25 protein-coding genes and 1 tRNA gene are annotated in these 21,202 nt (G+C 67.8%); 15 read left to right on the top strand and 11 right to left on the bottom strand.

Going from position 1 to position 21,202, the window contains the following annotated elements; translation table 11 throughout:
- Positions 1-45: 45 nt before the first annotated feature.
- Positions 46-690 (bottom strand): phosphate signaling complex protein PhoU, encoded by a 645-nt coding sequence (phoU, locus tag OHA25_RS01590; protein WP_327585851.1) that lies wholly within the window; start codon positions 688-690, stop codon positions 46-48.
- Positions 691-815: 125 nt separating this feature from the next.
- On the opposite strand from phoU, the gene OHA25_RS01585 reads away from it, so the two are divergent.
- Together OHA25_RS01585 and OHA25_RS01580 are read left to right on the top strand one after the other, a co-directional pair.
- Entirely contained in the window at positions 816-2,000 is a 1,185-nt protein-coding gene (locus OHA25_RS01585) for a sensor histidine kinase (RefSeq protein WP_327585850.1), read from the top strand.
- A 63-nt stretch (positions 2,001-2,063) separates the two neighbouring features.
- Positions 2,064-2,756 (top strand): response regulator transcription factor, encoded by a 693-nt coding sequence (locus tag OHA25_RS01580; RefSeq protein WP_327585849.1) that lies wholly within the window; start codon positions 2,064-2,066, stop codon positions 2,754-2,756.
- A gap of 55 nt (positions 2,757-2,811) precedes the next feature.
- On the opposite strand, the gene OHA25_RS01575 is transcribed toward OHA25_RS01580, so the two are convergent.
- Positions 2,812-3,390, bottom strand: coding sequence for a copper chaperone PCu(A)C (locus OHA25_RS01575; RefSeq protein ID WP_327585848.1), 579 nt, complete (start codon positions 3,388-3,390; stop codon positions 2,812-2,814).
- 240 nt (positions 3,391-3,630) lie between these two features.
- Between OHA25_RS01575 and OHA25_RS01570 the strand changes: the two genes are divergently transcribed.
- The 4 genes from OHA25_RS01570 (at position 3,631) to OHA25_RS01555 (ending at position 5,442) form a co-directional block, all read left to right on the top strand.
- The gene (locus OHA25_RS01570) at positions 3,631-4,113 is read left to right on the top strand and encodes a CarD family transcriptional regulator (RefSeq protein ID WP_043624891.1); all 483 of its coding nucleotides are present in this window, start codon (positions 3,631-3,633) and stop codon (positions 4,111-4,113) included.
- Positions 4,114-4,130: 17 nt separating this feature from the next.
- The gene (ispF, locus tag OHA25_RS01565) at positions 4,131-4,604 is read left to right on the top strand and encodes a 2-C-methyl-D-erythritol 2,4-cyclodiphosphate synthase (RefSeq protein WP_305915006.1); all 474 of its coding nucleotides are present in this window, start codon (positions 4,131-4,133) and stop codon (positions 4,602-4,604) included.
- 184 nt (positions 4,605-4,788) lie between these two features.
- Positions 4,789-5,076, top strand: a complete 288-nt coding sequence (locus tag OHA25_RS01560) for a GlsB/YeaQ/YmgE family stress response membrane protein (protein WP_305915007.1) — start codon at positions 4,789-4,791, stop codon at positions 5,074-5,076.
- A gap of 96 nt (positions 5,077-5,172) precedes the next feature.
- The gene (locus tag OHA25_RS01555) at positions 5,173-5,442 is read left to right on the top strand and encodes a GlsB/YeaQ/YmgE family stress response membrane protein (protein ID WP_305915008.1); all 270 of its coding nucleotides are present in this window, start codon (positions 5,173-5,175) and stop codon (positions 5,440-5,442) included.
- A 52-nt stretch (positions 5,443-5,494) separates the two neighbouring features.
- Here the strand turns inward: OHA25_RS01555 and OHA25_RS01550 are convergent, their stop codons facing one another.
- Positions 5,495-6,742, bottom strand: coding sequence for a hypothetical protein (locus OHA25_RS01550; protein ID WP_327585847.1), 1,248 nt, complete (start codon positions 6,740-6,742; stop codon positions 5,495-5,497).
- Between the two features lie 58 nt (positions 6,743-6,800).
- On the opposite strand from OHA25_RS01550, the gene OHA25_RS01545 reads away from it, so the two are divergent.
- Both OHA25_RS01545 and cysS read left to right on the top strand, forming a co-directional pair.
- Positions 6,801-7,187: a PPOX class F420-dependent oxidoreductase gene (locus OHA25_RS01545; RefSeq protein WP_327585846.1), complete on the top strand. Its 387-nt coding sequence runs from the start codon at positions 6,801-6,803 to the stop codon at positions 7,185-7,187.
- A gap of 43 nt (positions 7,188-7,230) precedes the next feature.
- A complete protein-coding gene (gene cysS, locus OHA25_RS01540; protein ID WP_327585845.1) occupies positions 7,231-8,622 on the top strand; it encodes a cysteine--tRNA ligase in 1,392 nt (463 codons plus the stop codon).
- Here cysS and OHA25_RS01535 read toward each other — a convergent pair.
- The 3 genes from OHA25_RS01535 to OHA25_RS01525 form a co-directional block, all read right to left on the bottom strand.
- Entirely contained in the window at positions 8,619-9,527 is a 909-nt protein-coding gene (locus OHA25_RS01535) for an LLM class flavin-dependent oxidoreductase (RefSeq protein ID WP_327585844.1), read from the bottom strand. The genes cysS and OHA25_RS01535 overlap by 4 nt on opposite strands.
- 128 nt (positions 9,528-9,655) lie before the next feature.
- The gene (locus OHA25_RS01530) at positions 9,656-9,934 is read right to left on the bottom strand and encodes a hypothetical protein (RefSeq protein WP_327585843.1); all 279 of its coding nucleotides are present in this window, start codon (positions 9,932-9,934) and stop codon (positions 9,656-9,658) included.
- Positions 9,935-9,973: 39 nt separating this feature from the next.
- Complete coding sequence (locus OHA25_RS01525; protein WP_327585842.1) at positions 9,974-10,537, bottom strand: RNA polymerase sigma factor; 564 nt, start codon at positions 10,535-10,537, stop codon at positions 9,974-9,976.
- Positions 10,538-10,903: 366 nt separating this feature from the next.
- On the opposite strand from OHA25_RS01525, the gene rlmB reads away from it, so the two are divergent.
- Positions 10,904-11,866 carry a 23S rRNA (guanosine(2251)-2'-O)-methyltransferase RlmB gene (gene rlmB / locus OHA25_RS01520; RefSeq protein WP_327585841.1) on the top strand — a complete coding sequence of 321 codons (963 nt, stop codon included), beginning with the start codon at positions 10,904-10,906 and terminating at the stop codon, positions 11,864-11,866.
- A 20-nt stretch (positions 11,867-11,886) separates the two neighbouring features.
- A tRNA-Thr gene (locus OHA25_RS01515) sits at positions 11,887-11,959 on the top strand.
- Positions 11,960-12,052: 93 nt separating this feature from the next.
- On the opposite strand, the gene OHA25_RS01510 is transcribed toward OHA25_RS01515, so the two are convergent.
- From OHA25_RS01510 to OHA25_RS01490, 5 genes are all read right to left on the bottom strand, one after another.
- Positions 12,053-12,382 carry a hypothetical protein gene (locus tag OHA25_RS01510; RefSeq protein ID WP_327585840.1) on the bottom strand — a complete coding sequence of 110 codons (330 nt, stop codon included), beginning with the start codon at positions 12,380-12,382 and terminating at the stop codon, positions 12,053-12,055.
- Positions 12,383-12,415: 33 nt separating this feature from the next.
- On the bottom strand, positions 12,416-13,102 hold the full coding sequence (locus OHA25_RS01505; protein WP_327585839.1) for a hypothetical protein: 687 nt from the start codon (positions 13,100-13,102) through the stop codon (positions 12,416-12,418).
- A 52-nt stretch (positions 13,103-13,154) separates the two neighbouring features.
- Complete coding sequence (locus OHA25_RS01500) at positions 13,155-13,976, bottom strand: alpha/beta fold hydrolase (RefSeq protein ID WP_327585838.1); 822 nt, start codon at positions 13,974-13,976, stop codon at positions 13,155-13,157.
- 19 nt (positions 13,977-13,995) lie between these two features.
- Positions 13,996-14,565, bottom strand: a complete 570-nt coding sequence (locus tag OHA25_RS01495; protein WP_138666282.1) for a DJ-1/PfpI family protein — start codon at positions 14,563-14,565, stop codon at positions 13,996-13,998.
- A gap of 87 nt (positions 14,566-14,652) precedes the next feature.
- Positions 14,653-15,396, bottom strand: a complete 744-nt coding sequence (locus OHA25_RS01490; protein ID WP_327585837.1) for a GntR family transcriptional regulator — start codon at positions 15,394-15,396, stop codon at positions 14,653-14,655.
- Positions 15,397-15,806: 410 nt separating this feature from the next.
- On the opposite strand from OHA25_RS01490, the gene OHA25_RS01485 reads away from it, so the two are divergent.
- The 5 genes from OHA25_RS01485 to OHA25_RS01465 are packed head-to-tail and all read left to right on the top strand — an operon-like array spanning position 15,807 to position 21,196.
- Entirely contained in the window at positions 15,807-17,195 is a 1,389-nt protein-coding gene (locus OHA25_RS01485; RefSeq protein WP_327585836.1) for an extracellular solute-binding protein, read from the top strand.
- Entirely contained in the window at positions 17,192-18,142 is a 951-nt protein-coding gene (locus tag OHA25_RS01480) for a carbohydrate ABC transporter permease (RefSeq protein ID WP_327585835.1), read from the top strand. The genes OHA25_RS01485 and OHA25_RS01480 overlap by 4 nt, the downstream gene beginning before the upstream one ends.
- Positions 18,142-19,053, top strand: coding sequence for a carbohydrate ABC transporter permease (locus OHA25_RS01475; RefSeq protein ID WP_327585834.1), 912 nt, complete (start codon positions 18,142-18,144; stop codon positions 19,051-19,053). The genes OHA25_RS01480 and OHA25_RS01475 overlap by 1 nt, the downstream gene beginning before the upstream one ends.
- A complete protein-coding gene (locus OHA25_RS01470) occupies positions 19,053-20,120 on the top strand; it encodes an ABC transporter ATP-binding protein (protein ID WP_327585833.1) in 1,068 nt (355 codons plus the stop codon). The genes OHA25_RS01475 and OHA25_RS01470 overlap by 1 nt, the downstream gene beginning before the upstream one ends.
- Positions 20,120-21,196 carry an ABC transporter ATP-binding protein gene (locus OHA25_RS01465; RefSeq protein WP_327585832.1) on the top strand — a complete coding sequence of 359 codons (1,077 nt, stop codon included), beginning with the start codon at positions 20,120-20,122 and terminating at the stop codon, positions 21,194-21,196. Before OHA25_RS01470 ends, OHA25_RS01465 begins: the two co-directional genes overlap by 1 nt.
- Positions 21,197-21,202 lie beyond the last annotated feature (6 nt).

Genomic DNA, 21,202 nt, shown 5'->3' with positions numbered 1-21,202 from the left:
AGGTAGGACTCCCGGCACCGGCCCAAATCGTCGCGACTCGCGAAATCAGGTCGGCCGGGTGCCGGTCACCAGGTAGACGACGTCCTGCGCGACCCGTACCGCGTGGTCGGCGTAGCGCTCGTAATAGCGCCCGATCAGCGTGATGTCGATCGCCGGTTCCACGCCGTGCTGCCAGTCCTTCGCCAGCAGGAGCCGGAACAACTTGCTGTGCAGCCGGTCCATCGCGTCGTCGTCCTGCGGCAGCTCCAGCGCCGACTCGACGTCGCGCGAGGCCACGCAGCTGCCGGCCTTGGTGACGATGTTCTCCGCGATCTGGCCCATCTCCAGGATCGTGGAGCGCATCTCCAGGGGGACCGCCGATTCCGGGTGGCGCAGCCGGGCCACCTTGGCGACGTGCACGGCCAGGTCGCCCATGCGCTCCAGGTCGGTGCCCATGCGCAGCGCGGTGATCATGGTGCGCAGGTCGACCGCGACCGGTTGCTGGCGAGCCATCAGATCGAAGATCGTCGACTCGATCTCCGCGAACGTCGCGTTCACCTCGTCGTCCCGCGAAATGACGCTCTCGGCGAGCGGCAGGTCGGGGTCGAGGAGGGCCGTGGTGGCGCGGGAGATGGCCGAGCGGACGAGCCTGGTCATCTCGACCAGCTTGTCCGTCAGCCCATCCAGCTCTTCATGATAGACGTCGCGCATGGGGTTCACCGTATGTGTCGCTCGATGAACGAACCTCTACAGGTAAATGAACTTTCCGGGAAAGGGACGTTCATCCCCTGATGAGGGGGTCTGTCCCTGGGGAAAGGCCACCTACCATCGGAGACATGAGTGAGTTGGCCATGAGCTTCGTAGCCCTGGCCGGGTTTGTCGTGGGCGCCCTGGCGGTCTTGTTCTATCGAAACCAGATCGAGGCTCCAAGCCGTACCACCGAAATCGAGAGCGTGGAGACCGGCGCGGCGCTGCCGCAGGGCGTGGCCTCCGTGCTCGCGGTGCTCCCCTCGTCCGCCGTGGTGCTCGACGCGCACGACCGCGTGTTGCGCGCCAGCTCGGCGGCGCGGGCGTTCGGCCTGGTCAAGGGCGATCGGTTGATGGCCGCCGAACTACTCGCGCTGGCCCGCCAGGTACGCCGGGACGGCGAGATCCGCGAGAGCGAGATCGACGTCGCAGGGCACAAATTCGGCCAGGAAACCACCAACTTCGCGGTACGCGTGGCGCCACTCGGCACCTACGGCCAGGTCCTGGTGCTCGCCGAGGACCAGACCGAGCGGCGCCGGGTCGAGGCGGTGCGCCGCGACTTCGTCGCCAACGTCAGCCACGAGCTCAAGACCCCGGTCGGCGCGCTGAGCCTGCTGGCCGAGACCATCCAGGACGCCGCCGACGACCCCGAGGCGGTCACCCGCTTCGCCGGGCGCATGCAGCACGAGGCGGCCCGGCTCAACTACCTCGTCCAGGACCTGATCACGCTCAGCAGGATCCAGGGGGCCGAGCCCATCCCCACCCCAGGTCAGGTCTCGATCGACGAGGCCGTTCACGACGCCATCGACCACTGCAACACCAAAGCGGTCGCCAAGGACATCACGCTCGTCTCCGGCGGCACCGAGGGGCTGCGCATCTGGGGCGACGACGAGCTTCTCGTCACCGCGCTGCGCAACCTCATCGACAACGCCGTCGCCTACAGCCCCGAGCACACGAGAGTCGTGGTCAGCGTCCGGCCGGCGAACGAGTCCGTGGAGATCAGCGTCAGCGATCAGGGCATCGGCATCCCCGAGGAGGCGCTGGAACGCATCTTCGAGCGCTTCTTCCGCGTCGACGCGGCCAGATCCCGGGCCACCGGCGGCACGGGGCTCGGTCTCGCTATCGTCAAGCACGTCGCCGCGGCGCATGCCGGCGAGGTGTCCGTATGGAGCAAGGAAGGGTCCGGCTCCACCTTCACGCTCCGCCTGCCTGCCTTCGGCGGCACGGCGGTGGCCGTACCACCCTCGATTCCCCTGGAGACAGCTCGTGACTGAGCGAAGCGAAGGAACCAATGAACACAGCACCCATTGGGTCTTGATGCTGACGAAGGAGGCATCATGACCCGAGTACTAGTCGTCGAAGATGAGGAGTCCTTCTCCGACGCCCTGTCCTACATGCTGCGCAAGGAGGGCTTCGAGGTATCGGTCGCGGCGACCGGGCCCGAGGCGCTCGACACGTTCGACCGCAACGGCGCGGATCTGGTGCTGCTCGACCTGATGCTGCCGGGTTTGCCCGGCACGGAGGTGTGCCGTTCCCTCCGGCAGCGCTCCAAGGTGCCGGTCATCATGCTGACGGCCAAGGACAGCGAGATCGACAAGGTCGTGGGTCTTGAGCTGGGCGCCGACGACTACGTCACCAAGCCGTTCTCCTCGCGCGAGCTGGTCGCCCGTATCCGCGCGGTGCTCCGCCGCCAGGGCGACATGCCGGAGGAGCTGGAGACCGCGGTGCTGGCCGTCGGCCCCGTCCGCATGGACGTCGACCGGCACGTCGTGGCCGTGCGCGGGGAGCAGGTGCAGCTGCCGCTGAAGGAGTTCGAGCTGCTGGAGGTCCTGCTGCGCAACGCCGGACGGGTGCTCACCCGCGGCCAGCTCATCGACCGCGTCTGGGGCGCCGACTATGTGGGGGACACCAAGACGCTGGACGTTCACGTCAAGCGGCTGCGCGCCAAGATCGAGTCCGACCCGTCCAACCCGCGTTGCATCCTGACCGTGCGCGGCCTGGGCTACAAGTTCGACGCGATCGAGGAATGATCAAACCTTTGTTCCGGTACGCGTTTGCCGTACCGGAACAAAGGTTTTGTCATGTTTAGTGAGATTCTTCGGCGTGCGCTGACGGCGTCGGGCTGGGCGTGGGGGCCGGGGTGGCGCCCGGGGCCGGGGGGTAGGCCGCGAATTCGCGGCTACGCGTGACCACAGGGACGTTCATGGACACCGTGCCGGCGTTGGCGAACTGGAGGTCCAGCTTGATGCTCTCGCCGCCCCTGAGGCTCCTGGGGATCGCTTCGAGCATGAGCTGCGGGCTCGGCTTGCCGGTGTTGACGAGCTGGTTGCTCGGCAGCTGGATCGGGGCCGTGACCTTCACCGTGCCCATGCTCCCCGCGGAGACGGCCTGCAGGGTGTCGGGGGTGCCGGCCGTGTTGAGGATGTTGAGGTAGATCGGGGCGGAGCCGCGCCAGGGAAGCTGGGCGCCCGCGTCCGGGCCGAGGATGAACGCCTGCGGGATCTGAATGCCGCGAGTGCCGTAAGCGCCCTTCTCGATCAAGGCCTGTGCCTCGTTGGGGGCGTAGGGCACGTTAGTGGTGGCGTTGAATCCGGCCCCGCAGCCGGCGAGCACGGGGGCTGCCAAGAACGCGGCGGCTACGGCAATCCAGCGACGGCTGGTCACGGGCGGGTTCTCCTTGGTCTTGCGCGTGCGTGTAGGGCAGCGCCCACCATATCCGCCCGAATCCATGGTCATATCCACGCCCCCGCAGGTCATTCGCTATGTCCGGAATGGAGATTCATAGTCTTGACCGTTTGTCAAGCCCTAATATGCGGCCTTGACCTGCAGTTATGAGGATTTCACTGTTCCGGGAGCCTGTGGATGCGTGGTACTCTGGAGTACAGCGGAAGGGGTACTTGTCACATGACTTTCCAGGTCGGCGACACTGTCGTCTACCCCCACCATGGGGCTGCTCGGATCGAAGCAATCACCAAGCGATCCATCAAGGGTGAGGAAAAGACCTACTTGGTGCTCAAGGTCGACAAGGGCGACCTTACCGTCCAGGTGCCAGCTGAAAACGCAGAACTCGTCGGTGTGCGCGATGTTGTCGGCCAGGAAGGCCTTGAGCGGGTTTTCGACGTCCTCAGGATGCCGCACACGGAAGAGCCGACCAACTGGTCTCGTCGTTACAAGGCCAATCTGGAGAAGCTCGCGTCGGGTGATGTGAACAAGGTCGCCGAGGTGGTTCGGGACCTGTGGCGGAGGGATCGCGAGCGCGGTCTTTCCGCGGGCGAGAAGCGTATGCTCGCCAAGGCGCGGCAGATCCTGGTCAGTGAGCTTGCCCTGGCCGAGAAGACCAATGAGGACAAGGCTGAGGCCCTGCTTGACGAGGTTCTCAACTCCTGAGCGCGAAACTTCCACGGGTGGGCGTCGGAGTCGACGTCCACCCGTTCAGTTCAGGCGCTTCGGAGCGAGAGCTCAACCTTGCCGGCCTGCACTGGCCCGGTGAGATCGGGCTGGCCGGCCATTCTGATGGCGACGCCGCCGCGCACGCCGCGTGCGATGCGCTGCTGTCCGCCGCCGGGCTGGGCGATCTAGGCCTGCTGTTCGGCACCGCCGACCCGCGCTGGGCCGGCGCCTCGGGCGCTGCGCTGCTCGAGGAGACCGCCCGCCACGTACGCGCAGCGGGCTACGAGATCGGCAACGTGGCCATCCAAGTGATCGGCAACCGGCCCAAGCTGGCGCCGCGCCGTGCGGAGGCCGAGAAGGCGCTCAGCGCCGCCGTGGGGGCGCCCGTGAGCGTCTCCGCCACCACGACCGACGGACTCGGGCTGACCGGGCGTGGAGAGGGCATCGCGGCCATCGCGACCGCGTTGGTGGTCAACCTTTCCGCCTAGCGGGGCGTCTTCCTGGTGGGATACGTGAGGGTGTCCTGGCGGGTCGTCGCCTAGCCCGCCTCATGCGAAGGCGGCGGTTCGTCACTGGCGCGGTACGGACCGCCGCCTTCCCCTTTGGGTTGTTTGTCCTGTTGGGCGGGTAGGTCTTCCCACGACATGTGAACGTCTTCGGGGGGAGCAACACATGATCGGCGCGATAGTTTCCGCACTGGTCATCGGTGCCATCGTCGGTGCGCTTGCCCGGCTGATAGTGCCCGGCAAGCAAGGCATGTCGATCGGCCTGACTCTGATCGTCGGCATCGTGGCCGCGCTGATCGGCACGCTGATAGCGCACGCGTTCGGCTTGGCCGATACGCGCGGGATCGACTGGATCGAGCACATACTCCAGCTCGCGCTGGCGGTCGTCGGTGTGCTCCTCGTGACCCGAATGGGCATGGGGCGCACCGGACGAACCCGTGGAACACCCACCTAACCTGCTCGTACGCAAAGGCGGCGCATAATCGCCGTAGATCGGGTAGCCCATCCCCGTGAGAGTGAACCGCTCACTCTCACGGGGAGGTTTCATGTCATGACAATCCAGTCCATCCTTGGCGCCATTGTGATTGGCGCCGTGATTGGCGCAATCGGTCGCCTGCTGCTTCCCGGCAGGCAGGCCATCGGGTGGATCCTCACCATCGTCGTCGGCATCGTGGCCGCCCTCGTGGGCACGCTGCTCGCACAGGTGCTGGGCGTGCAGACGACGCCGGGCATCGACTGGATCGAACTGGTGATGCAGGTGGTGCTGGCGGTGGTCGGCGTCGGCCTGGTCGCCGGGCTCCGACGGGGGACCAGCGCCTAGGCGAGATACATCGGCCCGCCCTGAAGATGTGCTTCCGGGCGGGCCTTCTCCGTCAGTCCTCTGGCGGGCGCGGACTGCTCCTTAGGCGGCCTGAAGGGGCCGGGGTGTCGTCGTGGATCACCGGATGCCGCGCGGTGTCCTCTAACTCGTCCTCGCGCCGCTCGCCGGCGTCGGTTTCGTCGACCGCCTGCTGATCGTCGACCTGATCGTCGGCCTGATCCGCCGTCTGGAGCTCGCCGACCTGGCTCGCCGTCTGGAGCTCGTCGGATTCGGCGAGTTCCGGGCCGTGCCCCGGGTCGGGAACCTCCCCGTCCTCAAAGACCAGGTGCGGCTGCGTGTCGGCGTCCCTGTCGTCCGGGCGCGGGTGGACGAGGACATCGGCCGGCTTGACGCGGTCACCCCAGCGGACCGGGCGGGTCTCGGGTTCTGGGGCGGGCTCCTCATCGCCGTCCTGGACGGGCTCGGCGGTCGCCCAGGACGGCTCCTGGCCCTGGACAGGCACGTGAGCCGGCTCCTGGACGGGCTCGTGGGCCTGCTCCTGAGCGGGCTCAGGGACGGGCTCCTGGGCGGGCTCAGGGCCGGGCTCGCGGACCTGCTCCTGGGCGGGCTCAGGGACCGGCTCGTGGACCTGCTCCTGGGCGGGCCATTCGGTCACCCGCGCCGAGACCGGCGGCCGCTCCTCAGCCGAGACCGCCGTGCGTTCCTGGGCGGGCGCCGGCGGGGTTTCCGGGGCTGCGGTGGGGCCGACAAGCGGGGTGGGCTCCATCACGGGCGCAGGGGCCTCGGTGACCAGCGGGGGCGGCGTCTCGGCCGGTCGGCCGCGGTGGAAGGGCACGATGTCCGATTGCCCCGTGCCGTCGTCCTCCTCGTCCTCTCCAACGCCCAGATGCGCCTGCACGTGCTTGATCATCAACAGCCACAACCACAGGGCGACGGACAGCATGACCCAGGGAGCCAGGGCCACGCCCACGGCCGCCTGCCGCACGTCGAACACGAACCTCACCGCCGTGGCGACGTCCGCCGCCGCCGCGGCCACGATGAGCAGGGTCAGCACGATCGCCGCCTGCACCCGTACCAGCAGCCGGGCGGAGCGCAGCAGCAACACGCCGATCAGCGCGACCACGAGGAGCGCGTCGAACGCCGCCGGATAGAGGAAGGCGAGATCCTGCCTGGCCTCGCCGGTGACGGCGAGTGTGCGCAGGTCGTCGAAGGAGAGCGCGCAAGCGGCCCCGGTCAGGGCGGCGACTGCGAGCCCCGCCAGGGCGATGCCCAGGCGACGGAGCGTAGAGGGGGGAGTCACGTCCATGGCGCCTTCGAGCCTACAGAAGAATGGGCTCAAGACCGATCAAGGGAGAGACATGGCCCCGCTGCCCGAAGAAGCACGCAAACTCCTGGACGCTCCGAACTACGCGACCGTGACGAGCATCAACCCCGACGGGGGGCCGCAGTCGACGGTCGTGTGGGTGCGGACGGACGGGGACGACGTGATCTTCTCGACCGTCAAGGGACGCAGGAAGCCGCGTAACTTCGAGCGCGATCCGCGGGCGAGCCTGCTGGTCATCGACCCGGACGACCCGTACAGGTATGTGGAGGTGCGCGGTCCGGTGGCCATGACTCCCGACCCCGAGGGTGCCCTCATCGAGGAGCTCTCGCAGAAGTACCGGGGACTGTCATGGGAGGACAAGCCGGGCACGGAGCGGTTGATTGTCCGGATCCGGCCGGACAGGGTCACGGTGCGGGGCTGATTTATCGACGTGATAACGCCGAGGAGGCGTTAGCCTTTCCTTCGTGAGCCTGCACATCTACGACACCAGCACGCGCGCCATCCGTGAATTCGTTCCGGTCGAAGCCGGCCGGGCGTCGATTTACCTGTGTGGTGCGACCGTGCAGGCTCCTCCGCACATCGGGCACATCCGCTCAGGTGTGAATTTCGACGTGCTCCGGCGCTGGATGACGCGTTCCGGCTATGACGTGACGTTCTGCCGGAACGTCACGGACATCGACGACAAGATCATCAGAGTGGCGGCCCAGGAGAGCGTGCCCTGGTTCGTGGTGGCCGAGCGCAACCAGCGGGCCTTCACGTGGGCGTACGACACGCTGGGCTGCCTGCCGCCGACCGTCGAGCCGCGCGCCACGGGACACGTGCCCGAGATGATCACGCTGATGCAGCGGCTCATCGACCGCGGCCACGCCTACGCCTCAGGCGGTGACGTCTACTTCGGCGTGCAGTCCTACGCCGACCGCTACGGCTCGCTCTCCAACCAGAAACTGGACAACATGCGGGCCGCGGCCGACACCGACGACGAGTCGTGCAAGCGCGACCCGCGCGACTTCGCCCTGTGGAAGGGCGAGAAGCCGGGCGAGCCGACCTGGCCGACCCCCTGGGGTCCCGGGCGCCCTGGCTGGCACCTGGAGTGCTCGGCCATGGCGACGAAATACCTCGGGCCGACATTCGACATCCACGGGGGCGGGATCGACCTGATCTTCCCGCACCACGAAAACGAGATCGCCCAGTCCCAAGCGGCCGGCGACGGGTTCGCGCGCTACTGGATGCACAACGGCATGCTCAAGATCGGCGCCGAGAAGATGAGCAAGTCGCTCGGCAATTCGCTGCTGATTCCCGAGATGGTGCAGAAAGTGCGCCCCGTGGAGCTTCGCTACTACCTGGCGGCGCCGCATTATCGCTCCTCGATCGATTACTCGGAGGAGGCGCTGCTGGAGGCCGCGGCCGCATACCAGCGCATCGAGGGTTTCGTGACCCGTGCCGCCGAGGTGATCCACGACGTGGACGCGCACGCGCCGTTGCCGCAGGCGTTCGTGGACGCGCTCAACGACGACCTGGGCACGCCCCAGGCGCTCGCGGTCGTGCACGAGGTGGTGCGCGAGGGCAACGTGGCGCTGTCGCGGGGCGACAAGGAGGCCGTGGCCCGGCTGCTGGCCGAGACACAGAACATGCTGGACGTCCTCGGCCTCGACCCGCGCTCGCCGCAGTGGCGTGGAGCCGGGTCGGACCTGGCGCCGGTGGTGGACGCGCTGGTGGCGGTGGCGCTGGAGCAGCGGAAGGCGGCCCGCGCGCGCAAGGACTACGAGGCGGCGGACGCGATCAGGGACCAGTTGGCGGCGGCGGGCATCACGGTGGAGGACACACCGCACGGGGCCCGCTGGGAGCTGTCCCGCTAACCCGCGCTCTCACCCTGCGCTGCCAGGGCTCTGGCCTCGGCGAGCAGTTCGGCCTGCCGGGGCCAATCGCCACCGTCGAGGCCGAGCCCGACCGCGTCGGCTCCAGCGTCGGCGTACGCGGCCAGGCGCTCGGCCACCTGCGCGGGAGCGCCGGTCACCGGGACGCTCGCCGCCTCATCGGGCGACATCCGGTGCACGTCGACCAGGGAGCGGACGAAGGACTCCACGGCGGCCGCGGAGTCGTTCGCGAGGAAGGCGTGACCGCCCACGGAGATCGAGGGGACCGGCCGCTCGAGCTCCTCGGCGATTTCCCGCAACCGCGCCGCCTTCCCCGCCAAGGTCCGCGGGTCGATGAGTGAGGGCGCCCAGCCGTCCCCGTACAGCACGGCGCGGCGCATCGCGGCCTCGGAGTTCCCGCCGACCAGGATGGGTGGGACCGGGGCGGCCGGGGCCAGGACGACCTTCTCGCCTGCCAGCACCTCGGCCGGTTCGCCCCGAATGAGGCGCGGCAGGAGCTCCAGCGCGGCATCGGTACGGCGGCCGCGCTCTCCTCGTGGCGCCCCGCCGGCCGCGCGCCAGAACGGCGAGCCGGGGAAGCCGCCGATGCCGACGCCGAGCACGACACGGCCACCGGACAGATGCTGGAGTGTCTGGATCTGCGCCGCGACCCAGGCCGTGGGGCGGAGCGGCAGGGTGAGCACCCCGAATTCCAGCTTGATCCGGCTGGTCGCGGCCGCGACGGCAGCCAGGACGAGGGCGGGGTCGAATCCTGGCGTGCCGTCGCCGATGAGCAGATCCGGCATCCCGACGGCGTCGTACCCGAGGGTTTCCAGGTGGCGAGCCATCGCGATGGCGGGGAGGCCGGAATCGGTCTCAGGCAGGCTGGTGGTGATCCGCATCGTCATCCCTTCCGATGGTGGGCGGGACCGGGATGACTCCACGCTAGGACCCCAAGCAGACTTGAGGTCAATTCGTCCCCACCGGTGCCGCGTGCCGCGTGCCAGGGGTGCTCGGCCGACGTGCCAGATGACCTTCAGACCCTCCGCCGGCGACGTTCGGCCACTTTCACCTCGCATCCGCCGTCCGAGCACGACCGCTGTATTCGCCCCCGTGAGATCGTCTGTGCCAGCCCGATCGCCCAGCAGGTCGGGCACCCACGAAAGGCGAGCACCCCCAAGGGGGCGAGCAGCAGGCCGACCGGCCCGACCACTGGGATGAGCGCCACCGAGCCGATCAACGCCCCGAAGCCGACCGCACCGCGCACCAGATGCCGGGGCAGCGACGAACTCGCGAAGCTCCGGCCGTCAGTCATCGAGACCTCCAGGAGCCGCCGGACCCGTCGACAGCGAGATCAGAAGGCGGCATCGAGATCCCCCGGAGCCGGATCGGACAACGTGCGCTGCACCGCCGCACGGGCACGATGCAACCGCGACTTCATCGCCGCGATGCTGAGCCCCAGCCGCTCGGCGACCATCCGCCCGCTGAGCCCTTGCACATCCCGCATGATCAGCACCTGCCGCTGGTCGGCGGGCAGCGCAGCGATCGCCGCCGCCACCCGCGCGGCCTCCAGCCGCTCGAACACCTCGTCCTCAGCCGACGGCACTGCGGTGGCTTCGGTGAACGGCGGCTTAGGGGGGCGCATCATGAGCCGGGCCCGCCGAATGCATTCATTGCGAATGATCCTGAACATCCACGAAACAAGCGCTCCAGAAGCCCGCAAGGTTCCGATCTTGCGATACAGGACGATCAGCGCCTCCTGCGCGGCGTCCTCGGCGTCCTCGGGCGTGGCGCACAACGATCGCGCGAACCGCTGCACGTGCGGGTGCGCGCCCGCCACCAGCGCTTCGATCGACTCGACGTCTCCTCTGCGCGCGGCGGCGACCAGCCGCTCGTCCGACCACGTCGTCTCAGCCACGATCACGCCTCCTCCGGCGGAGCACGACGACACTACACGTGCCGATGAGCACGGCAGCGACGGCGACGGCGATACCTACGACCACGACAACCAACCTCCATGTCCGTTGTCGCCGGCGGGATTGCCGGGACGAGTATGAGAGGAACTCCAGCCCTGGAAGGATTCACCTCGCCGCGGCCGAGTTCCGGATGGCGGTGTTCCAGGTGGCGGTGTTCCGGGTGGCGGAGTCCCGGCTGATCGGGACGGTGCACGGACCGGTCGGCGTGGGGTATGGACCGGCTCGCGTGGGATATGGACCGGCTCGCGTGGGATATGGACCGGCTCGCGTGGGATGAGGTGCCCGGTGGCCCGAGTACCCTTGATTGCATGGCAGCAGGGGGTAGGGCTTCGGGCAGGCCCGCAAAGAAAAAGGGCCCGTCCAAAGGCACCGGAGGGCAGGGGCGCCGTGGGCTCCAGGGCAAGGGTGCGACCCCGCCTGCCGAAATGCGCCATTGGTACAAGGACAAGGCCCGCGCCGAGCGCATCGCCCGCGAGGAGCAGGGCGGCGCACGCCGCGCGGCTCCGACGAGGCAGCGCCGCTCGGAAGACGCTCCTGAATACATCGGCGGCCGCAACCCCGTGCTCGAGGCCCTGCAGGCGGGGGTGCCCTCCAACGCCCTCTACGTCGCCCAGCGCATCGAGGGCGACGACCGCGTACGCGACTCCATCAAGATCGCGACAGAACGCGGCATCGCCCTGCTCGAGACCACCCGCGAAAAGCTCGACCGCCTGACGGAGGGTGGCGTACACCAGGGAATCGCCCTTCAAATTCCGGCCTACGACTACGCGCACCCGTCGGAGTTGGTGGAGCTCGCGCAAGACGCAGCCGAGACCCCCTTGATCGTCGCCCTGGACTCCGTCACCGACCCCCGCAACCTGGGCGCCATCGCCCGCTCCGCCACCGCCTTCGGCGCCCACGGCCTCCTCATCCCCTCGCGCCGCTCAGCCGGCGTAACGGGAGGCGCATGGAAGACCTCCGCCGGCACCCTGGCCAACCTCCGCGTCGCCCGCGCCGCCAACCTGACGGCGGCCCTGCGGGAATATCGCGACGCGGGCCTGTTCGTCATCGGCCTCGACGGCGCCGGCGAAACCGACATCGGCGACGTCCAGCTACTGACCGAGCCGGCGGTGATCATCGTGGGCTCGGAGGGCAAGGGCCTGTCCCGGCTGGTCCGCGAGCAGTGTGACGTCCTGGCCCGCATCCCGATGCGCGCAGCGGCGGAGTCACTCAACGCGGGTGTCGCGGCGGGCGTGGCACTGTACGAAGTCGCTCGTCACAGGCGTCTCTAGCGTCTACACTGATAGGCCGCGCCGACGTAGCTCAATCGGCAGAGCATCTGTCTTGTAAACAGAAGGTCAGGGGTTCGATTCCCCTCGTCGGCTCTAGGTTTGAACAGGGAAAACGCCCGGTCCGAGATCAACTCGGGCCGGGCTTTCTTGATCGAGTGCGATGAGAGTGCGATCGATCTTGGATTTTCAGGCCTCCGCCGACACCAACTCGAGCACGTCGGCGTCGGCGGAGAACGGCGGGATCGGGTCCCGCTTCGCCTCGCGGAACGGCTTCAAAAGATCGTCGAGCATCGCGACCGGCGAGTGAAGATCGAACCAGGCCCGCTCGGCGAGCGCCTGCTCCCACACCTCCTGAAGGTCTCTCCGAAGCTGAGTTCGCCACTCCTTCGCGATGTGTGTGTACCGGCGGCGCATGTCGCCCCGCTTCATCCCCGGGGACGCGTGCCCGATCCGGTCGTCCCTCAGACGAACGGGTGTCCCCAGCCCGTCCAGCAACGTCGAGTGTCCGTGCCGCATCCCGTGCGGTGTCAGCCACTCCTTGACAGGTAGTCATGACGCCAGCGGCCCATAGTCGGTCTGGCGGTGCGGTCGCACGAACTGATCAAGGATCTCCTTGCGCGTCATGTCCTCCGCCACCGCCCGGCTCAGCCCTCGCTCCACCGCGAACGCCACTAGCTTCTCCTTCGACGAGGCCGCGTTCACCCCTAGCACGATGGGACGCCGCTGGTAGCCCCGCCAGGCCGGCCGCTCGAACGGCTCGCCCGGCACGGCACGCGGCCACGCCGGCACCGGTTCACCCGGCCATACCCCGCTGACGTCGACCAGCACCGGTTTGGCCTTAGGGGAACGTTCGCCTTTCGGGCCCGTGTACCGGCCGTCCGCCGCGGGGTTGAAGAACTGCTGCGCATAGTTGGAGTCCCGGATGTGTGCGCCCTTCGGCCCGAGGAACACGAACCCGCCGCCCTGGCATGGCTGCTCCTGCTGGTCCTTGATCCGCATCGGCTTGCAGGGGCAGCGCTGGTCAGGGTGCGCCTTGATCTGCCGGCCCAGGAGATCCTGCAGGAACGGAGGGATATCGCAGTCCCGGTTCGAGTCGTCCTTGGGCGGCAGCATGAACCACAGCTTGCCGACGTTCTGCAGTTGCCAATCGATGCGGACCATGCCGAGCTTCACATAACTGCGCTGCAGCCCGAGCGCCTCGCCCAGTCGCATCGCGGTGAAGGCGAGTCGGATCACGCCTGCTTCATGCTGATCTGCTTGAGCACGGGCTGCGGACCTGCCGCAGCAATTAGGGACCTCGTTCCCGGCCGAGGAAGCACGACAGGAGTCGCCTGAAGTCGTGCGGGTGTTCGAGCGCCGGCACGTGCCCGCATCGGCCGAGCACGTACAGACGGACATCGGCCAGGTGTTCGAGCAGGGGCAGGGCTGCCGTCCCGAGCGGGGTGATTCGGTCCTCGGCGCCGTGGACGAGCAGCACGGGCGCGCGGACCCCTGCCAGCGTTTGCGCCGAGAGGGTGAGGTCGTCGGCCCAACGTGCCCTAGGTGGAGGGAACAACGACGCGAATGCGGCCGCCCCCGCTCGCATCGCGGCTGCACGGGCAGCGACGGCCGACTCGGTCACGAGCGCTTGGTCGAGGACGAGGCGACTCAACATGTCTCGTGCCCCGAGCGGGTCGGCGGGGGCGGCCCAGACCGCGTCGAGCTCGGCGGACAGCGGCGCCCCGGGGGCGCCCATCGTCGAGACCGCCACGACACGGGTGACCTGCTGGGGACGCGCGGCCGCCAACGCCAGCGCCACGGCACCGCCCATGGAGTGGCCCACCACGGCGTAGTGCTCGACACCGAGAGCATCCATCAGGCCCGCGGCCTGCTCCGTCCACAGCCGGAGCCCACCCCTGGAGCCGGCCGGGATCGGTGTACGGCCGAACCCTGCCTGGTCAGGAGCCACCAGGTGCCAGGACGTGCCCAGCGCCTGTGCCGTCGTTGCCCAGGCGCCGGATCCGGTCGTACCGGGTCCGGAGCCGTGCAGCATCAGCACCGCGGGCCCGGTGCCACTCTCCAGGACGTGGACGGGGGAGCCGTCGACTGTGACGGTCCGAAGTGCCGTCACCGGGACAGGCCAGGTGTTCTCATGCCGATGCGGAGTTGATGGACTTCGAGAAGACCTCCATCATCGCCCTGCCGAATTGCGGCATGTCGGGCCACCCCCGGCAGGAGACGAGGTTGCCGTCCACGACGTCGGGAGCGTCGATGACCGTCGCGCCCGCGTTCTCCATGTCACCGGTGATGGGGGGGAAGCACGCCGTCTTTCGCCCCTTCAGTAGCCCGTAAACAGCTGGCACCTGCGCGCCGTGGCACACCAGCGCGATCGGGAGGTTGCGCGCGAAGAAGTGCTCGGTGATGCGCCTGACGTCGGCGTCGACCCGGATCCACTCGGGGGCACGTCCCCCAGGGATGATGAGGGCGTCATAGCGCTCGACGTCGACCTCGGCCCAGGGCACATCGACCGGCAACTTTCGGCCGTTCTTCTCCACGTAGGCGTCGGAGTTGGGGTCGAACTCGTGGATGACCAGCTGAACGTCACGCATCGTCCGTGACGAGACGTCAACGTCCCAGCCGCCCTCCTGCACGCGATAGTAGGGATACATGGTGTCGAGCTCCTCGGCGGCGTCGCCGGTCAGGAGCAGCGCTCTGGGCACCTGCTTCTCCTCGCATCTAGGGCGGGTGAGGTGGATCCAATCCGATCCGATCGGATTGAGTTAGCATTCCTCGGCCCAGCCCGCCCGTCAAGCCTCTACCGCCATTCCGTCCGCGCCCTTGGCCTGGTCGAACAATCGTCGGAACCGCTCGCCGGACAGCAGGATGTGCCGACGCATGGCGTAGGCGGCGGCGTCGGGGTCACGCGCGGCGATCGCGGCCAGAACTTCTTCGTGCTCGGCCATGGCCAAGTGAGTGACCTGGGTGTCGTGGAGAAGCCGGAACAGGTGCACGTGCGTGTGCAGGCGAGCGAGCGCTTCGCGGATGACCTGGTTCTCCGCGCTCAGGGCGACGAGATCGTGAAAAGCGGCGTCGCGTAGCCCGAAGGCGCCATAGGCCATGGGCCCGTCGCCCCCCTCCAGCTCCGCCATCTCCTCCAGCATTCGTCGCAGACCGGCCACCTGCTTCAAAGATGCGCGTTCGGCGGATTTGCGCGCCGCTGCCGGCTCGAGGAGCAGGCGGACCTCAAGCATGTCCTCGAATCGGTGACGGGTGATTTGGGGGGGAATGCGATAGCCAGCATGGGGCACACGCACGACCAGGCCCTCGGCCTCCATGCGGTTCAGAGCGTCTCGGATCGGCGTCTGTGAGACCCCCAGCTCTCGCGCCAGGACGTCGATCGTGACGCGGGAGCCAGGCTCGATCCGTAGCGACATCATCTGTCCGAGCAGCGTGTCGTACACCTCGTCGGCAAGCCGGCCGCGAGATCTTCCCGGCGGCATTCCGCCCGTCATGGCCCCACGGCGCCGCGCGATCATCGCTTCGTCGTCCATCGTGACGTGAGGTCCTTTCTTGCGTCTTCGGGAACCTGTTGACATCGGTCGCAACACTGCGGGATGTTGACGCTCCCACTCGGATCGTATAGGAAAGGTGACGGATGCCAGCCATCCTTCACCCATCGGGGAACCGCCCGCCATCGCTCCGCTTCGATCAGTTGGAGCTCCCATGAGCATGCTCGACGTCCTACTCGGTTCGCCAACGGGCCGCACCAGGACCGAAGGACTTCTCGACTGCTTGAAGCCCCATTACGTCGCGGCGTACTCGTGACGCCGGTCTGCGGGTCAGCCCCTGCGACTGCCGGCAACACGCCTGAACAACCCAGCAACTGCTCGGCGAAGCACGCAGCAAGGCTCCAGAAGTCCCCACCCAGAAAGCAGGCAAGAAGATGCGGTATCCAAAGCGAATGTCCGTTCCCGGTCGAAAGGTGCAGCTGGCGACGGCGGCCATGTTAGTGGCCACGACCGTGGCGGCTTGCGGCGGCCAGGACGACAGCGCCCCCAAGGCACCGGCGACCATCCCGGAGCTCACCAAGGATCCGCTGACCCTCAGCTTCATCTGGTTCGACTGGCCCCCCGCCCACGCGCTGGAAGCCTTCGCGAACGCGGAGTACACCAAGGAGCGGTCGAACGTGACCATCAAGGTCAAGACCGTGCCGAACGCGAACTGGCACGACGCGATGTTCACCCAGTTCGCCGCGCACAAGACCGACTTCGACATCCCGATCCTGGACTCGCAACACATCGGCGAGGCCGTGACGAACGGCAACATCCTCGACATCACCGACTTCGTCAAGAAGAACATCGACGTCAAGGCCTACAACCCGTACCTCCTGGCGGCCTACGGCCAGTTCCCCCAGGCGGAGACCGGGAAGCGCGACGAAAACGCCAGCCTGTACGGACTGCCGCTGCTCGGCGACACCTGGACGATGATCTACCGCAAGGACCTGATCGGCGACAAGCCACCGCAGACCTGGGACGAGATGATCTCAGTCGCCGAGAAGTGCCAGGCGGACCACCCTGGCGTCAGCGGGCTGGCTTTCCACCAGGCCAACGGCTCCGACGCCGCGGCCGTAACCTACAACACGGTCAACGGCGTCTACGGCGGCAACCTCTGGGACCCCAAGACGCGCAAGATCGACGGCGTCCTCAACGACACCGCGGGCCAGGAGGCGATGGACGTCCTGGTCAACAAGATGAAGCCGCTGACCGCCAAGGGCTCCGGCAACTGGTTCATCGACGAGGTGAACGCTGCGGTCGCCCAGGGCAAGGCCTGCATCGCGTTCAACTGGATCGCCGCGAGCGGCGGCCTGCTCGACCCGAAGCAGTCGACGCTCGGCACCACGCGGGAGCAGATTCTCGACAAGCTGGGTTTTGCCACCCTGCCGAGCCAGAAGACGAACCTGGTGCCTCTCGGCGGCATGGGGATGCACGTGTCGGCCTACTCGCCCGAAGCGAACCAGGCGGAGGCCCTGAACTTCATGAAGTGGTTCGAGCAGGCTGACATCCAGAAGAAGTGGGCCGCGGCTGGTGGCGTGCCATCGCGTACGGACGCCCTGGAGTCGCCCGAGTTCCTCAATGCCCAGCCGTTCAACCAGGTGTACACCGACTCGGTTCCGCGGATGCGGGACATGTGGAACGTGCCCGAGTACGCGCGCCTCGTCGACATTGAGAACACCAACGTGAACGCGGCTCTCAACGGCGCGAAGACGCCGAAGGATGCGCTCGACGACATCGCCAAGGAGCAGCAGGGCGTGCTCAACGCCAGCAGCCGCAAGGGCGGCGGCGGACTGTGAGTTACTCCGCCCCTCTGACGACCGACCACCCGGGGCAGGTGGCGTCCGCGACGCCGCCCGCACCGGGCCGGTCCCGCCGCTTGGGCGACCGCCGGCTCGCCGTGGCCTTCATCTCCCCCGCGTTGCTGCTGTTGCTCGCAATGTCGGTGTTCCCGTTGCTGTGGGCGTTGTACCTGTCTTTCACCGACTACTCGGCCACTCGCGGGGGGCCCGCCGAGTTCGTCTGGTTCGAGAACTACACCGCCATCCTGACCTCGCCGCAGGTCCACCTGAGGGCCTTGACGACGTTGATCTACGTGGTCGGCGCGGTCACCCTGCAGACCGTGCTCGGTTTCGCCATCGCCTACCTGATCTCACGGCGCACGCACGGGCGAGGACTGCTGACCACCCTGTTCCTGGTTCCGATGATGTTGTCGCCGGTCGTGGTCGGGCTGTTCTGGCGATTCATGCTCGACGCGCAATTCGGCGTGATCAACAGCGTGCTCGGCTCGCTCGGCCTGGGGCAGGTGGAGTGGCTCACCCGGCAGCGAACGGCACTGATTTCCCTGATCCTGGTCGACACCTGGCAATGGACGCCGTTCATCATGCTCATCGCACTCGCGGGCCTTACCGCGGTTCCCAAGTACTTGTACGAGGCCGCCTCGATCGATCGGGCGTCCGAGTGGTTCAAGTTCCGCACCATCACTCTTCCGCTGGTGTGGCCGCTGCTCCTCATCGCCGTGTTGTTCAGGGCCATCGAGGCCTTCCGGCTGTTCGACCTCGTCTACATCCTCACCAGCGGAGGTCCGGGGGTCTCCACCGAGACGTTGTCGTTCCACGTCTACAAGGTCGCGTTCCTGGGCTTCAACACCGGAACCGCCTCGGCGTACGGGATCCTCATGGTCCTCGTCGTCATCGTCCTGACGCAGCTCTACCTGCGCTACTTGAACAAGCTCAAGGAGGACTGATGGCCCTCTCCGTCGACGAGGCCGTGTCCACAGGTCCTGCCCGGGATCACACGCCCCCCGCGCGCCGCTTCGGCGGCAGGGGCCGCTCCGTGCTGGAGGTCGCGCTGCTGACCGTGCTGGCCGTCGTGATGCTCTTTCCGGTGCTGTGGATGATCGAGACGTCCATCAAGGAGAACCGGGACGTCTACGCCATCCCGGCCAAGTTCTTCGACTTCAAGGTCACTATGGACCATTTCAAGGACGTGTTCGTCGCCTCCGGCGGCGGTCGTTCGACCTTGTCCGTCTCGTTCCTCAACTCCGTCGTGGTCGCCGGGGTCTCCACGGCGCTGGCCACCGTGCTGGGGGTCCCGGCGGCCTGGGCCTACTCACGCTTCGCCGTGAAGGCAAAGAAGGACCAACTGTTCTTCATCCTGTCCACCCGCTTCATGCCGCCCGTGGTGGTCGTGATCCCGATCTTCCTCATGTACCGCCAAGTCGGACTCATCGACACCAAGCTCGGCCTGATCCTCATCTACGCCGCGTTCAACGTCCCGTTCACGATCTGGATGATGAAGGGGTTCGTCGACGAGGTGCCCGCAGAGTACGAGGATGCCGCCATGCTCGACGGCTACACCCGCTTGCAGGCGTTCTGGCGATTCACCCTTCCCCTGCTCCTGCCCGGCATCGCCGCGACGGCGGTCTTCGCACTCATCTTCTCGTGGAACGAGTTCGTGTTCGCCATCTTCCTTACCTCCAGCGACAACGTGCGGACGGCCCCACCTGCCATCGCCGGCCTCATAGGTGGAACCACTGTGGACTGGGGTCTCGTGGCCGCAGCCTCCGTAGTGTTCGCCCTACCGGTGCTCGTCTTCGCCTACCTGGTGCGCAAGCACCTCGTCGCCGGTGTGACGCTCGGGGCGGTGCGACGCTGATGGCGGGCATCGAGGTGACCGCCCTGCACAAGCGCTACCCGGACGGGACGGTCGCAGTTGATCACGTGGACCTGTCCATCGGCGACGGCGAGCTGTTCGTGATGCTCGGCCCTTCAGGTTGCGGCAAGACGACCACGCTGCGGGCCATGGCCGGCCTGGAGAGGCAGACGACGGGCGACATCCGCATCGGCAACACGCTGGTCAACGACCTGCCGCCCGCCGAGCGCGACATCGCCATGGTGTTCCAGTTCTACGCTCTCTACCCGCATCTGAGAACCCGCGACAACCTGGCGTTCCCACTGCGGGCCGAGGGACTGCCCAAGGCGGAGGTGCGCGAGCGGGTCGACGAGGCCGCCCGGCTGATGCGGCTCGGTCCGCTCCTGGACCGGCGACCGCGCCGGCTGTCCGGCGGGGAGCAGCAGCGCGTCGCGCTTGCTCGCGCCCTGGTGCGACGACCGCGCGCATTCCTCATGGACGAACCTCTCACCAATCTGGACGCGGAGCTGAGGGCGGACATGCGCACGGAGATCAAGCACCTGCAGGGGGAGCTGGGGACGACGATGGTCTACGTCACCCACGACCAAGTCGAGGCGATGTCGCTCGGTCACAGAATCGCCATCCTCAACAAGGGCCGCGTCGAGCAGATCGGCACGCCGCTGGAAGTCTACGACCGTCCGGCGAGCCTTTTCTGCGCCGCGTTCATCGGCTCCCCGCCGATGAACCTGATTGAGGTGGAGGTGGCCGACGGGAAGCTGCGCAGTCGGGGCGGACTGGCCCTCACGCCACCGCCAGGCCTGCCGCGCGACCGTCGTCTGGTCGCAGGCGTCCGGCCGGAGGCGCTGGAAGTCACAGAACCAGGGGCGGAACGTTCGGTCCCGGCCCGCGTGGTCTCGGCGGAGTGGCTGGGCGACGAAATCATCTACGTGGTTGACCACGGCGGCCAGCGCGACGTACGGGTTCGGATGCCACCGACTGTCCGTTTCGCCGCTGACGCACCGGTCGGGCTGCGGCACACCGGCGGGACTCCGGCGGTCTACGACGTGAGCACGGAAGAGCTGGTGGCCTGATGGGAACGGTGGCAGTGCACGGGCTGTGCAAGTCCTTCGGTAAAGTCCAGGCCCTGGACGGGGTGACCCTGGACGTACCGGACGGATCGTTCTTCGTCGTGCTCGGACCCTCCGGGGCAGGCAAGACGACGACCCTGCGAGCGATCGCCGGCCTTGAGAAGCTTGACGCCGGGTCGGTGCATCTGGACGGGAGGGACGCGACCGGTGATGCCCCGGCCGCACGCGACCTGGCCATGGTCTTCCAGAACTACGCCCTCTACCCGCGACACACGGCGTACGAGAACATCGCTTCGCCGCTGCGGGCACGCCGCTGTTCTTCGAGCGAGATCGCCGCTGCCGTCGAGCAGATGTCGAGCCTGCTGCACATCGAACGTCTGCTGCAGCGTCGTCCGGCGCAGTTGTCGGGCGGTGAGATGCAGCGTGTCGCCCTGGCCCGGGCACTGGTCCGTCGCCCACGCGCGTTTCTCATGGACGAGCCGCTGACGAACCTCGACCTCAAGCTCCGCGTCGAGATGCGCACCGAGCTCACCCGCATCCACCGGAGCCTCGGAGCAACTTTCGTCTACGTGACCAACGACCAGGTCGAGGCCCTGTCCATGGCCGACCAGGTCGCGGTACTCAAGGAGGGGAAGGTGCAACAGGTCGGAACGCCGACCGAGGTGTACGAGCGTCCAGCCAACCAGTGGGTCGCGGGATTCGTCGGGAGCCCGCCGATCAGCCTGCTCGCCTGCCACGCCGAGGGAGATCGTCTGGTCGGGGCGGAAGGCTGGACGCTGCCGCGGCCCCGCTGGTCCACGGCTGAGGACGGTCGTCCGCTGCTGCTGGGCCTGCGCGCGGAGGACCTGTCCGTCGAGCAGCGTGGGGACGCGTCGTTGTCGGGTGAGCTCTACGGCCTTGAGCCGCTCGGTGACCGAACGGTGGTCGACGTCCGAGTGGGGACGGAGATCCTCAAGGTCAAGGCACGAACCACCGTTACCGGTACGCCGGGCGAGCGGCTGCTTGTCACGGTCGACCTGGACCGTGCGCACCTGTTCGATGCGCGCACCGGGCTGGCGCTGTCCGAGGCCGGGAGGTAATCGCGC

The organism is Nonomuraea sp. NBC_00507 (assembly GCF_036013525.1).
Taxonomy (GTDB): Bacteria; Actinomycetota; Actinomycetes; order Streptosporangiales; family Streptosporangiaceae; genus Nonomuraea.
This window is presented reverse-complemented; position numbering and strand designations above follow the sequence as displayed.